At 66.5% G+C, this 13,275-nt stretch carries 13 protein-coding genes; 9 read left to right on the top strand and 4 right to left on the bottom strand.

All coding sequences use genetic code 11. The annotated features are described in order from the left end of the window. Positions 1-48 precede the first annotated feature (48 nt). Positions 49-1,467 carry a tRNA (N6-isopentenyl adenosine(37)-C2)-methylthiotransferase MiaB gene (gene miaB / locus J2X70_RS10890; protein WP_049466958.1) on the top strand — a complete coding sequence of 473 codons (1,419 nt, stop codon included), beginning with the start codon at positions 49-51 and terminating at the stop codon, positions 1,465-1,467. A 249-nt stretch (positions 1,468-1,716) separates the two neighbouring features. On the opposite strand, the gene J2X70_RS10885 is transcribed toward miaB, so the two are convergent. Genes J2X70_RS10885 through J2X70_RS10875 form a run of 3 tightly spaced genes read right to left on the bottom strand, consistent with a single transcriptional unit; the run spans position 1,717 to position 4,726 of the window. Continuing rightward, positions 1,717-2,829: an ABC transporter permease gene (locus J2X70_RS10885; RefSeq protein ID WP_080149299.1), complete on the bottom strand. Its 1,113-nt coding sequence runs from the start codon at positions 2,827-2,829 to the stop codon at positions 1,717-1,719. After that, positions 2,826-3,749, bottom strand: a complete 924-nt coding sequence (locus J2X70_RS10880) for an ABC transporter ATP-binding protein (protein ID WP_309910312.1) — start codon at positions 3,747-3,749, stop codon at positions 2,826-2,828. The genes J2X70_RS10885 and J2X70_RS10880 overlap by 4 nt, the downstream gene beginning before the upstream one ends. Positions 3,750-3,769: 20 nt before the next feature. Beyond that, the gene (locus J2X70_RS10875) at positions 3,770-4,726 is read right to left on the bottom strand and encodes an HlyD family efflux transporter periplasmic adaptor subunit (RefSeq protein ID WP_279208483.1); all 957 of its coding nucleotides are present in this window, start codon (positions 4,724-4,726) and stop codon (positions 3,770-3,772) included. Positions 4,727-5,090: 364 nt separating this feature from the next. Between J2X70_RS10875 and J2X70_RS10870 the strand changes: the two genes are divergently transcribed. The 8 genes from J2X70_RS10870 (at position 5,091) to J2X70_RS10835 (ending at position 11,727) form a co-directional block, all read left to right on the top strand. Beyond that, positions 5,091-6,077: a PhoH family protein gene (locus J2X70_RS10870; RefSeq protein WP_025875300.1), complete on the top strand. Its 987-nt coding sequence runs from the start codon at positions 5,091-5,093 to the stop codon at positions 6,075-6,077. Next, entirely contained in the window at positions 6,074-6,559 is a 486-nt protein-coding gene (ybeY, locus tag J2X70_RS10865) for an rRNA maturation RNase YbeY (protein ID WP_033830754.1), read from the top strand. The genes J2X70_RS10870 and ybeY overlap by 4 nt, the downstream gene beginning before the upstream one ends. A gap of 47 nt (positions 6,560-6,606) precedes the next feature. After that, positions 6,607-7,215 carry a hypothetical protein gene (locus J2X70_RS10860; RefSeq protein ID WP_088100387.1) on the top strand — a complete coding sequence of 203 codons (609 nt, stop codon included), beginning with the start codon at positions 6,607-6,609 and terminating at the stop codon, positions 7,213-7,215. 41 nt (positions 7,216-7,256) lie between these two features. After that, on the top strand, positions 7,257-7,868 hold the full coding sequence (locus tag J2X70_RS10855; protein WP_309910309.1) for a hypothetical protein: 612 nt from the start codon (positions 7,257-7,259) through the stop codon (positions 7,866-7,868). A gap of 79 nt (positions 7,869-7,947) precedes the next feature. Beyond that, complete coding sequence (locus J2X70_RS10850) at positions 7,948-8,502, top strand: hypothetical protein (RefSeq protein WP_025875308.1); 555 nt, start codon at positions 7,948-7,950, stop codon at positions 8,500-8,502. Positions 8,503-8,566: 64 nt separating this feature from the next. Further along, positions 8,567-9,448 (top strand): transporter associated domain-containing protein, encoded by an 882-nt coding sequence (locus tag J2X70_RS10845; protein ID WP_033830752.1) that lies wholly within the window; start codon positions 8,567-8,569, stop codon positions 9,446-9,448. Then, positions 9,445-10,686, top strand: coding sequence for a DUF4105 domain-containing protein (locus J2X70_RS10840; protein WP_309910306.1), 1,242 nt, complete (start codon positions 9,445-9,447; stop codon positions 10,684-10,686). The genes J2X70_RS10845 and J2X70_RS10840 overlap by 4 nt, the downstream gene beginning before the upstream one ends. A 6-nt stretch (positions 10,687-10,692) precedes the next feature. After that, positions 10,693-11,727 carry a magnesium and cobalt transport protein CorA gene (locus J2X70_RS10835; RefSeq protein WP_051501564.1) on the top strand — a complete coding sequence of 345 codons (1,035 nt, stop codon included), beginning with the start codon at positions 10,693-10,695 and terminating at the stop codon, positions 11,725-11,727. Between the two features lie 147 nt (positions 11,728-11,874). On the opposite strand, the gene J2X70_RS10830 is transcribed toward J2X70_RS10835, so the two are convergent. Then, positions 11,875-13,239, bottom strand: a complete 1,365-nt coding sequence (locus J2X70_RS10830) for an NAD-dependent succinate-semialdehyde dehydrogenase (protein ID WP_088100392.1) — start codon at positions 13,237-13,239, stop codon at positions 11,875-11,877. Between the last annotated feature and the right edge of the window lie 36 nt (positions 13,240-13,275).

Here is a 13,275-nt window from a genome sequence, read left to right as displayed (position 1 = left end):
TGCGGGTAGAATCGCCCCCTTTCCCGCCACCCGAATGGATTAAGCGCCATGAACGGGACGCCAGACGTCTTTCCGCCCGCCGCCCAGGGCGGCACTCCGCTCGTTGCCCTGCCCTCTGGTCCGCGCAAGCCTGACCAGGTGAAAGGCAAGCTGTACATCAAGACCCACGGTTGCCAGATGAACGAGTACGACTCGGCCAAGATGGCCGACGTGCTCGCCGCCAGCGATGGCCTGGAACTGACCGATCGCCCGGAAGACGCCGACGTCATCCTGGTCAACACCTGCTCGATCCGCGAAAAGGCGCAGGAGAAGGTGTTCAGCCAGCTGGGCATCTGGAAGAGCCTGAAGAACCAGGGCCGCGAGGTCATCATCGGCGTAGGCGGTTGCGTGGCGTCGCAGGAAGGCGAGGCGATCATCAAGCGTGCGCCGTTCGTCGACCTGGTGTTCGGCCCGCAGACGCTGCACCGCCTGCCGGAACTGATCCGCGCCCGTCGCGAGCAGCAGCGCCCGCAGGTGGACATCAGCTTCCCGGAAATCGAGAAGTTCGATCGCATGCCCGAACCGCGTGCCGATGGCGCGTCGGCGTTCGTGTCGATCATGGAAGGCTGCTCCAAGTACTGTTCGTTCTGCGTGGTGCCCTACACGCGTGGTACCGAAGTCAGCCGCCCGTTCGAAGACGTTGTGGTGGAAGTGGCACAGCTTGCGGCACAGGGCGTGCGCGAGATCAATCTGCTCGGCCAGAACGTCAACGCCTACCGTGGCCCCTATGGTGATGGCGAGCTCGCCGACCTCGGCCTGCTGATCCGCACCATCGCCGAGATCGACGGCATTGGTCGCATCCGCTTCACCACCTCGCACCCGCTGGAGTTCAGCGATTCGTTGATCGACGCGTTCCGCGACGTGCCGCAGCTGGCCAACTTCCTGCACCTGCCGGTGCAGGCAGGCAGCGACCGCGTGCTGTCGGCGATGAAGCGCGGTTACACCGCACTGGAATTCAAGTCGAAGATCCGCAAGCTGCGTGCGGTGCGCCCCGATATCTCGATCAGTTCGGACTTCATCGTCGGTTTTCCCGGCGAGACCGATGCTGATTTCGAGAAGACCATGAAGCTGATCGAGGATATCGGCTTCGACCACAGCTTCTCCTTCATCTATTCGCGTCGCCCGGGCACGCCGGCTGCAGACCTGGAAGACACGATCAGCGACGCGGAAAAGCATGCGCGCCTGTCGCGGCTGCAGGAACGGATCAACGCGCACGCCGCGCAGATCTCCGAAAAGATGGTCGGCAGCGTACAGACCGTGCTGGTGGAAGGCCCTTCGCGCAAGAACCCCAACGAACTGACCGGCAAGACCGAGAACATGCGTTCGGTGAACTTCCCGGCGCACCCGCGCCTGATCGGCCAGTTCGTGGACGTGGTGATCACCGAAGCGATGACCAACTCGCTGCGCGGGCGCGTCGTGACGGAATAAGGTGTGCCGACCAACGGTCGGCACCTAGCGAGGAATTGAGGCGTGCCGACCAACGGTCGGCACCCACCGAGGGATTGAGGCGTGCCGACCAACGGTCGGCACCCACCGAGGGATTGAGGCGTGCCGACCAACGGTCGGCAACCACCGAGGAATTGAGGCGTGCCGACCAACGGTCGGCAACCACCGCAATTGATGCCGGCCAGCGGTCGGCACCTACCGGGGTGGATGCCGACCGTTGGTCGGCGTGCTTCAATCCAGGCGTTTGCGGAAGCGCAGGATGGCCAGGGTCATCATCGCCACGATGAACACCAGCAGTGCCAGCGCGTCCGGCCACAGCTCCCACAGCGAAGCCCCGCGCAGCATGATGCCGCGTACCAGGCGCAGGAAATGGGTCAGCGGCAATACTTCAGCCAGCCACTGCACCGGCCGGGGCATGCCGGCGAACGGGAACATGAAGCCCGACAGCAGGATGGAGGGCAGGAACAGGAACAGGGTCATCTGCATGGCCTGGAACTGCGAACGCGCCCGGGTTGAAATCAACAGGCCCAGCGCCAGGTTGGCCAGCACCAGAAGCACGGCGGCAAGATAGACATCCAGCAGGCTGCCGCGGATCGGGACCTCGAACAACCACGTACCCAGCAGCAGCACCAGGGTGGTCTGCAGCAGACCGATCGCTGCGTATGGCAGTACCTTGCCGACCATCAGTTCGCTGCGCGATACCGGCGTGGCGATCAGCAGCTCCATGTTGCCGCGTTCGCGCTCGCGTACCACCGCCACTGCAGTGAACATCACCAGGGTCATGGTCAGGATCACTCCGATCAGGCCGGGCACGATGTTCACCGCTGACCGTCGTTGCGGGTTATAGAAGCTGATGACACTCACCGGCCCGCTGGCGATGCTGCCTTCGCGTAGCGGCCGCGTGTTGCTGGTCGGCCGCGTGTCCAGCGGCACCTGCGCCAACTGGATCGCCGCACTTTGCACCACCGTGTCGCTGCCATCGACCAGTACCTGCACCGCTTCGCGGCCTTCGTAGCGGCGTCGTTCGAAATCGGCGGGAATCACGATACCCACGCTGATCCGGCCCCGTCGCAACGCCTCCATCAGCTGGTCGGGCGTATAGGCCTGTGCGCGCGGGGCGATCACACCGGTGGCGACCATGTCCTGCACCAGCGCGCGAGAAGCCGCACTGTTGGCCTGGTCGGCGATGCCGGCATCCAGGTGCCGCAGGTTGAGGTTGATCGCATAGCCGAACAGCAGCAGCTGCATCACCGGGATGCCGATGATCATCGCCAGGGTGATCCGGTCGCGGCGCAGCTGGCGCAGCTCCTTGAGCATGATCGCCCACAGCCGTCGCAGGCTCATGCCGCCGGCTCCCGGCCGCGGCCACGGGTAGCGGAAACGAAGACGTCTTCCAGGTTGGGCGCCACCGGTTCGATGCTGGCCTGCGGATCGGCGGTGGCAAGGGCCTGCGCCAGCACGGCGGTATCGGCCGCGCCCTCACTGCACAGCACACGCAGCTCGGTGCCGATCTGCGCCACGCTGAGCACGCCAGGCAGCGCCGCCAGCGCGCGGCTGGCCTGCCGGGGTTGCGCGGTGGTGACGGCCAGGGTGCGGCCCTGCAGCTGCGCGCACAGTTCGGCCGGCGTGCCATCGGCTACCAGGGCACCGCGATCAAGGATCGCCAGCCGGTGGCAGCGTTCGGCCTCGTCCATGTAGTGGGTGGACACCAGCACCGTGGCACCGGCATCGGCGAGTTCGAACAGCGCCTCCCAGAAATCGCGACGCGACTCGGGATCGACCGCACTGGTCGGCTCATCCAGGAACAGCAGTTCCGGCGCATGGATCACCGCACCGGCCAGCGCCAGCCGCTGCTTCTGCCCACCACTGAGGGTGCCGGCCAACTGCACCTGGCGGTCCTGCAGGCGATACTGCAGCAGCAGCGCATCGACCCGTTGCCGCGCCTGCGCGCGTGGCAAATCCTGGATGGCGGCAAGGAATTCCAGGTTCTCCCGCACCGACAGGTCTTCGTACAACGAAAAACGCTGGGTCATGTAGCCGATGCGGCGGCGCAACGCCTCGGCCTGCGCCGGGATCGCCAGGCCCAGCACGTCGATCTCGCCCGCGCTCGGCTCAAGCAGCCCGCACAGCATGCGGATGGTGGTCGATTTGCCCGAGCCGTTCGGGCCGAGGAAACCGTATACCTGCCCACGCGGCACCTGCAGATCGACGTTGTCCACCGCCAGCAGGTCGCCGAAACGGCGGCTCAGGCCCCGCGCACGCACGGCGATGTCATCGACCGGGTTCAGAAGCGCACCTGCACCGGCAGCCCGGCGGGCAGCGCCTGCATGTCGGCACTCTCGTCGATCTCGATCTCGGCCAGGTAGCTCAACCGCGAGACGTCATCACCAGTCAACGCGTAATAGGGGGTAAAGGAAGGTTCGCTGCGGATCGACCGCACATGCCCTTTCAGTACGGTGTTGGCGCCGTCCAGCTGCACCAGCGCGGCCTGCCCGACCTTCACCTGCAGGCGCAACGGCTGCGGCAGGTACACGCGCGCATACGGCCGTTCGCCCACCAGCATCACCACCAACGGTGCACCGATCGGTGCCTGGTCGCCTTGCCTGTAGGGCAACGCATCGACCACGCCATCGCGCGGCGCGCGCAGCTGCAGCTTCTGCAGGTTGACGGCCTGCACGACCTCCTGTGCCTGTGTCGCCCTGGAGGCGGCCTGGCCCTGGGCGATGTCCTCACGACGGTTGCCGCGCTGCAGCTGCAGCCACGCCTGTTCGGCAGCACGCACGCTGGCCACGGCGTTGTCGGCGGCCGCGCGGGCCCGGTCCAGATCAGCGGCAGCCACCAACCGCTGACGGGCCAGCGGTTGCACCCGGCGGTAGTAAGCGGTGGCTTCCGCCGCCTGCGCGCGCAGCGCGGTGAGCTGTGCCTGCGCCTGGGCGATCTGCTCCGGACGCGGGCCCACCTGCAGTTCCTCGAGCTGTGCCTGCGCGCGGGCCGTTTCGGCCTGTGCGGCGTCGAGCTGGGCTGCGCCACGGACAGGGTCCAGGCGCATCAGCAGCGCGCCCGCCTTGACCGCCTGCCCCTCGCGCACGTCAACGGTACTGATCACTTCAGCCGCCGGTGCGGGCACGCTGATCCGGTCCCATTCAAGCGTACCCAGTGCTGCTGGTGGTGCTTCGCCGCACCCCGCCAGCAGGCAGCTGCCCAGCAACCCCATCCTGCGCACCCACGTGCCCACGGCCATGCGCCACCTCCTGCGATGGCGCCACGGTGCCATGCTCCCTGTGCACCCGCAATGATCCAGATCAGCGCTGGCCAATAATTGATCAGCCGCTGCCAACGCCACTGCCGCAAGGCTCGCTGCCACCTATCCACAGGTTCGTGGCAACACCGTCCACACCGCATGTGGAAAACCCTGCAGGCACTGGCACAATTTTCACCACGGCATCATCTTCCTTGTGGCACAAGCCCTGCGAAGGTCTATCCACAGGTTTCTTCGGCGCCGGTCCACACCCGGTGTGGAGAACTGTCGTCATGCCGGCTTGCGCGTTACCCTTGTCGTCCCTGACTCCATCGCGGTGGACGGCGACCCCGCCCCACCCCAAGCAATGAAAAGCATCGAGCATCGAGACTTCACCCTGTCGCCGGAAGACAACGCGCAGCTGGCCAACCTGTGCGGCCCGTTCGACGGCCACCTTCGCCAGATCGAACTGAAGCTTGGCGTGGAAATCGCCAACCGCGGCTTCGTGTTCCGCATCAGCGGCCCGGCCGAGGCCAGCGCCGAGGCGCAGAAACTGATCGAGGCGCTGTACGAAGAAGCCGCAGAGACCACCTTCGACAACCACGCCATTCACCTGCGGCTGAACGCGGCCAACATCGAACAGATCGCCGACCGCTCCTACGAAGCGCAGGACGTGGCGATCAAGGTCAAGCGCGGAACCGTGCGCGGCCGGGGTTCCAACCAGAGCCGCTACCTGCACCAGATCGTCAGCCACGACATCAACTTCGGCATCGGCCCGGCCGGTACCGGCAAGACCTTCCTGGCCGTGGCCAGCGCGGTGGAAGCACTGAACGAATCACGCGTGCAGCGCCTGATCCTGGTGCGTCCGGCGGTCGAGGCCGGCGAGAAGCTGGGCTTCCTGCCGGGCGACCTCAGCCAGAAGGTCGACCCGTACCTGCGCCCACTGTACGACGCCCTGTATGAAATGCTGGGCGTGGAAAAGGTGCTCAAGCTGCTGGAAAAGAACGTCATCGAGATCGCGCCGCTGGCCTACATGCGCGGCCGCACGCTCAACGATGCGTTCGTGATCCTGGACGAAGCGCAGAACACCACCATCGAACAGATGAAGATGTTCCTGACCCGTCTGGGCTTCGGTTCCACCGCCGTGGTCACCGGCGACCTGACCCAGACCGACCTGCCCAAGCATGTGAAGTCCGGCCTGCGCGATGCGATCGACGTGCTGCGCGACGTGGAGGGCGTCAGCTTCACCTTCTTCGAAGCCCGCGACGTGGTCCGCCACCCGCTGGTGGCACGCATCGTCAGTGCCTACGACCGCCGCGACCTGCATGAGATCCAACCTGGAGCGACTCCATGACCCGTGGTCCCGTACGACTGGATGTCGCCGTCAACTACGCCCTGCCCCGTGCCGGGCTGCCCTCGGCCGTCAGCTTCCGCAAGTGGGTGGCGGCTGCGCTGAAGGGCCGCATCCGCGAGGCCGACCTGGCCATCCGCGTGGTCGACAGCAAGGAAGGGCAGTCGCTGAACCGGCATTACCGGGGCAAGGACTACGCCACCAACGTGCTGAGCTTCCCGGCCGACGTGCCGGAGGGCCTGCCCAAGGGCGTCAAGTTCCCGCTGCTGGGCGACCTGGTGATCTGCGCACCGGTGGTGGCGCGTGAAGCCGAGGAGCAGGGCAAAGTGCTCAACGCCCACTACGCGCACCTGACCGTGCACGGCGTGCTGCACCTGCTTGGCTGGGACCACGAGGACGACAAGGAAGCCGAGGCGATGGAACAGCTGGAGCGCGAGATCCTGGCCGAGCTTGGCATCGACGACCCGTACGCGGGCGAGCGCTGAGCCGGGGACAGCGCTATCCTGCGCCTGCAACCTCCCCGGAGACATGGATGATGATGGGCGACATGGGGCCGCTGCTGGCCGGAAGTGCAATCTTCTCCCTGCTGCTGGTCGTGACCGCCAACGTGGTGCGCCGCGTCAGCGCCAACCACCCCGACGGCCGGCACTGGCTGCTGGGCACACTGGCCCTGTTGTCGCCCACCAGCCTGCTGGCAGGCGTAGCCGTGGGTGTGGTCGGGCCGCACCTGCTCAGCGGAAGTGGCCCGGTGAGCAGTACGTCGGCGATCTGGATGACCACGATGGTGCTGATCCTGATCGGCGCGCTCTCCGCACCGGTGAGCTGGCGCGTGGTCCTGCAGCAGCGCCTCGGGCGCGCAAGCGGCAGCCTGCCGTTCTTTTACGCAACGCGTGCGCAGCTGTGGGCGCTGTTCCTGCTCGCTGTGGTGTACATGAGCACTATCCACCTGGCGAGCACGAACCTGCCGGACTGGCTGCTGGAACCGGGTGCACTGCCGGTTGCGGTCCGCGCAGTGATGCAACTGGTCCACGTGGCACTGCTCTCGGCGATGCTGACCCTGCCGGCGATGGCGTTGCGCACTGTGGCCAATCGTTCGGTACGACGTGTGCGGGCGCTGCTGCACCGGACACCGCAGGGCTGACACCGCCCTTTGCAACGGGTGATGCCGTCTCGGGAGCACCAATGACCTTGATGTCCGCACTATTGCTCTCCACCCTGCTGCAGTCCGGGGCAGGCCTGATGCCCGATCCTGACCGGCCCTCACCGTTTCCCGCCAGCGACAGTGAGGCCGACATCAATACCAAGGTCGCCGAGCTGCGCGCTTTTTTCGGCAGCAGCGAGCAGGACACCCGCAACACCGTCGCCACCGCCCAGCAACGGGCGCTGATCGAGCGCCTGGAAGCCAGGCACGCGGCGCGGCTGGCGGGTATCTGGGTGGACAACGATCCGGGCTGGCACGTCGTGGTGCGACTGACCGGTGATGAACCGGTAGCAGATGAGGTACATGGCGGCGCAGATGGCCCGCAGTACGTGCACTTCCGCACCGGCGCTGCGCTGACGGAGGCGGAGATGCAGCGCCGCATGCGGGCGCAACACCCCTGGATCCGCAGTCAGATCCCGCACCTGGACGCTCTGGCGTTGGACGTCAGAACCGGCGAGCTGGTGCTGGATGTGGAAGAGGGCCATGAGTCCCGGGCAACGGTGACCACCGTTCGTGATCACCTGGAAGCGCAATTGGGCTTCCCGGTCAGGGTCCGCTGGCAGCCCGCCTCCAGTCAACGTTACCCACCCTGACCCACGCTCCCTGCTCGCCGCCCGCCTGCATCGTCGTTACCATGCACCGCTTCCATCCTGCCGACGGGGTGCTCCCGCCATGTCACCGCTGCGTCTCCTGCCCATGTTGCTGGTCGTCGCCCCAACCGCTTCCGCCGCGCCACTGGACCTGCCTGCGCTGATCGAATGCCGCCAGGGCGTGGCCGAGCACGCCGCGCTGGCACCGCTGCTGGCCGATCCGCTGAAGGCCGTGGCGCATGGCCTGCAGCCGCTGCCGCAGGGCAACCAGTTCATGAGCGAGTACCGCCTGGCCAGCCCGATCACCGTGTTCGGCCAGCAGACCGAGCGTGTGGCCGTGGCCGGCGCCAGCATCATGGCCGTGCTCGACCAGGCCGATCCGCGGCCGCTGGCCAAGCAGCTGGCCTTGGAGATCGGCTACGACCAGGACGGCAAGTTCATGGCCGGGCGCGAGCTGGTCAGCCGCGATGTGACCGACCCGAAGACCGGGGAGGCGCAGATCGAGTCGATCATCCTCAGCGTATCCACCGTCGCCAGCCACCCCGGCAGGACCCTGGCCGGCTGCACCTACAGCCTGGACCTGCCGGCCGAGGACGAGGGCCCGGCCGCCACCGCCCCGGCGGCCGACGGTCACTGACAGGCCCCCACATCCTGCTAGACTTGGGTCATCGCCCGGCCTGCCGGGTGCCTTTTTTCCAGAGATGTCAGAAGACGACAGTAGTAGCTCCTCCGTGGAGCACAGTGAAAAGAAGCGCGGCTGGCTTGAACGCCTGACGTCTGCTTTTTCCGGCGAACCCCACACCCGCGACGAGCTGGTCGCTGTCCTGCACACCGCGCAGGAAGAAGGGTTGATCGCCGCAGATACCCTGAAGATGATGGAAGGTGCCATTTCGGTGGCCGAGCTGACCGTGGGCGACGTGATGATCTCGCGTTCGCAGATGGTCTCGCTGCCGGTGGAGGCGCCCTTCCTGGAGCTGATGAAGCAGGTGGTCGAGTCCGGCCATTCGCGCTTCCCGGTGCATGGCGAAAACAAGGACGACATCCTCGGCGTGTTGCTGGCCAAGGACCTGCTGCGCGGCGTGGTTGCCGACAACGGTCCGGGCAACGTGCGTGAGCTGCTGCGCCCGGCGGTGCTGATTCCGGAAGCGAAGAAGCTCAACGTGCTGCTGAAGGAATTCCGCCTGTCGCGCAACCACATGGCGATCGTGGTGGACGAGTACGGCGGTGTCGCCGGCCTGGTCACCATCGAGGACGTGCTGGAGCAGATCGTCGGCGAGATCGACGACGAACACGACGAGGCCGAGGACTTCTCGGCGCAGATCGCCATCCAGGCCGATGGCCAGTACGTGGTGGATGCGCTCACGCCGATCGGCGATTTCAACGAGCGCTTCGGTGCCACCTTCTCCGATGAGGACTACGACACCATCGGTGGCCTGGTGACCGAAGCGGTGGGCCATCTGCCGGAAGTCGGTGACGAACTGGCGCTGGACCGCTTCATGTTCCGCGTAGCCCGCGCCGATGCGCGCCGGGTCCAGGCCTTCCATGTAACGGTGCTGGCACCGGACGCGCAGGACGACGCTTGAAGCACCGTGGCCTGATCCTGACGGTGTGGCTGGCACTTTGCATGCTGGCCACGACCCTGCCACTGACCGCGTTCGCGCAGGCGGCGCCACCGGCCGTTTCGACGGCCAGTGATGCCCCTGCCCCGCGCGTTGGTGTGGTCACCATGCAGCCCGGCACCGTGTTCTTCGAACGCTTCGGCCACGATGCCATCGTCGTGCTGGACCCGGTGAGCGGCGAGGCGATCTCGTACAACTTCGGCTACTTCGATCCGTCCGAACAGGATTTCATCGGCCGCTTCGTGCGTGGCGACATGATGTATTACCTGGTGGCGCTGCCACTGCAGCAGGACCTGTCGTACTACGACGAGACCGGCCGCGGTGCCAGCGTGCAGTGGCTGGATATCACCCCTGACCAGGCGCGCTCGCTGGCCGCCGACCTGGCCGAACGGGCCAAGCCGGAAAACGCGCGCTACCACTACGATTACTACACCGCCAACTGCGCGACGATGGTGCGCGACACGCTGGACAAGGCGCTGGGCGGCGGCCTGCACTCGCAGCTGTCGGGCCGTTCGCGTGGCAACACCTATCGCAGCGAGTCGGTACGGCTGGCGTCCCCGGCCCCGTGGATGTGGCTGGGCTTCGATATCGGCCTGGGTCCGTTTGCCGACCAGCCGCTGTCGCGCTGGCAGGAAGCCTTCGTGCCGATGCGCCTGGCCGATGCCCTGCGGCAGGCCCGCAACAGCGACGGCCGCCCGCTGGTGCAGTCCGAGCAGGAACTGCTGCCGCACCGCATCGATCCCGAACCGAAGGAATTCGCGCGCCACTGGTGGCCGTGGCTGCTGTGTGGCCTGGTGATTGCGGTGGGCGTGGTGGCGCTGCGCAGGCGTACGCGCCTGCTGGCCGGCCTGGCCTTGCCGCTGTGGCTGCTGTGCACCATCGCCGGTGGCCTGCTGGTGTTCCTGTGGGGCTTCAGCACGCACTACGCTGCCTGGGCCAACCGCAACCTGCTGCTGCTGTCGCCGCTGTGCGTGCTGCTGTTGCCGGGGGCGATCAGCCTGCTGCGGCGGCGCGTGCCCGGCCGCATGTTCAGGATCGTGCTGTGGCTGGTGGCGGTGCAGGCCGTGGCTGCCCTGGTGCTGCACTGGCTGAGCCTGCAGGCGCAGTACAACGTGCAGTGGATCGTGCTGCTGCTGCCGGTCCACGCGGCGCTGGCCTGGGTGCTGGGGCGCCGTCCTCACTTGTCGGAAACGCAGCACTGACGCACGATGGCGGGCATGTCATTGCCCGCCCCACTGCCCGCCCCTGCTGCCGCCTCCGCCGCAGCCAATCCCACCTGCGTCATCAACTGCGTCCACTACGATGACGACGGCAAACGCCACGACATCAGCCTGGATGCCATCAGCGATGTCATCGCCAGCAACAATGGTTTCGTCTGGGTCGGCCTGTACGATCCGAACGAAGACGTGCTGCTGAAGCTGCAGGAAGAATTCTGCCTGCACGACCTGGCCGTCGAAGATGCGCGCAACGCGCACCAGCGCCCCAAGGTGGAGGCCTACGGCAACTCGTTGTTCGTGGTGGTGACCACCGCGCAGATGGTTGACGAGCGCATCCAGTACGGCGAGACCCACGCCTTCCTCGGCCCACGGTTCCTGGTGACCGTTCGCCATGGCGCCTCGCTCTCGTACGCACCGGTGCGCGCGCGCGTGGAGCGCGAACCACAGCTGCTGAAAATGGGCCCCTCGTACTGCCTGTACGCCGTGGCCGACTTCGTGGTCGACAATTACCTGCCCATCACCAACCGCTTCCGCGACACCCTGGAACTGCTGGAGAAGGACATCTTCGCCGACAGCTACAAGCGCAGCACGGTGGTGCGCCTGTATGAGCTCAAGCGCGAGTTGAACAAGATGCGGATGGCGGTGGCGCCACTGCAGGATGTACTGGCACAGCTGCGTCGGTACCAGGGCGAGCTGTTCCCGGACGAAGTGAAGCTGTATATCCGCGACGTGCACGACCATGCGGTACGCATCAGCGATGTCATCGACACGCTGCGCGAAATGCTGGGCACGGCCCTGAGCGTGAACCTGTCACTGGTGACGCTGGCGCAGGGTGAGACGGTGAAGCGGCTGGGTGCCTGGGCCGCGCTGCTGGCCGCACCGACGCTGATCACCAGCTGGTATGGCATGAATTTCAGCCACATGCCGGAATTGAACCAGCCGTGGGCCTATCCGCTGATGATCGTCGCTGTCGGTGGCATCTGCGTTGGCCTTTACCGGCTGTTCAAGCGGGTGAAGTGGCTGTAGGGCGTATCGACCAACGGTCGATACCCACCGGACCGGTAGGCCACGACCGTTGGTCGTGGCACATGACCTGCCTTGGGTAGTGCCGGGGGGGGGGGGGGGCCCCCGCCCCCCCCCCCCCCCCCCCCCCCCCGCCACTACCGTTGGGAATCAAGCCACGTAGATGGTCTTGATGTTCATGAACTCATGGATGCCGTGGTCGGCCAGTTCACGGCCAAAACCTGATTCCTTGCTGCCGCCGAACGGCAAGCGGGCATCGCTCTTGACGATGGCGTTGACGAAGGCCGCGCCGCATTCCATGCGCTGGGCGAAGGACTCGCCACGCACCGGGTCACGCGTCCACACGCTGCCGCCGAGGCCGAAGCGGGTGTCGTTGGCCACGCGCAGCGCTTCGGCTTCATCCTTGACCCGGATGACCGCAGCGACCGGCCCGAACAGTTCTTCGTCATAGGCGGGCATGCCCGGCCCCACCTGGTCGAGCACGCTGGCCGGGTAGCCCGCATGCGAACCGGCGATCGGTTCGCCGCCGATCAGCACCCGCGCGCCTTTGGCGACGCTGGCCTGCACCTGCTTGTGCAGTTCGTCGCGCAGGTCGGCACGGGCCATCGGCGCCAGTGTGGTGCCGCGCTCGTTCGGGTCGCCGTACTGACGCTCGCCCGCGGCCTCGACGAAGCGCCGGGTGAATTCATCGGCCACCGCTTCAACCACGATGAAGCGCTTGGCGGCAATGCAGGTCTGGCCACTGTTGTCGAAGCGCGACTTCACCGCGGCGGCAACCGCCTTGTCCAGGTCGGCATCATCGAGCACCACGAAGGCGTCGCTGCCGCCCAGCTCCATCACCGACTTCTTCAACTGGCTGCCAGCGTTGGACGCGATGGAGCGCCCTGCCCGCTCGCTGCCGGTCAGGGTGACTGCCTTCACCCGTGCATCGCGCAGTACGTCGGCAGCCTGGTCGTTGTCGATGTGCAGCACGTCGAACACACCGTCCGGCAGGCCACCATCGCGGCACACCGCCAGGATCAGGTCGGCGCACTGCGGCACGTTGCTGGCGTGCTTGAGCAGCGCCACGTTGCCGGCCATGAACGCCGGGGCCAGGAAGCGGAACACCTGCCAGATCGGGAAATTCCACGGCATCACCGCGAACACGCAGCCGATCGGTTCATAGCGCACGTAGCTGCGCTGGGCCTCGGTGTCGATCAGCTGCGGCTTCAGATAGTCGGCGGCATGGTCGGCATAGAACTCACAGGTGGTCGCGCACTTTTCCACTTCGGCCAGGGCCTCGGCCTTCAGCTTGCCCATCTCGCTGGTCATGGCCTGCTGCAGGTCATCGCGGCGCGAGCGCAGCTGGCCGGCAATCTGCTTGAGGATCGCCCCGCGATCCTGCAGCGAGCGCTCGGCCCAGCGTGGGAACGCCTCGGCTGCGGCCTGCAGGCGCTGCTCGATGGCAGCGGCATCCATCAGCTCATGGCGGTAGGTCACCTGGCCGGTGGCCGGGTTGATGATCTCGACGGTCATGGGGGGTCTCCATCAGGTAGACCCCCATTGTGCGCC

Origin of the sequence: Stenotrophomonas sp. 1337, from assembly GCF_031455455.1 — a bacterium.
Classification (GTDB): Bacteria; Pseudomonadota; Gammaproteobacteria; order Xanthomonadales; family Xanthomonadaceae; genus Stenotrophomonas; species Stenotrophomonas indicatrix.
This window is presented reverse-complemented; position numbering and strand designations above follow the sequence as displayed.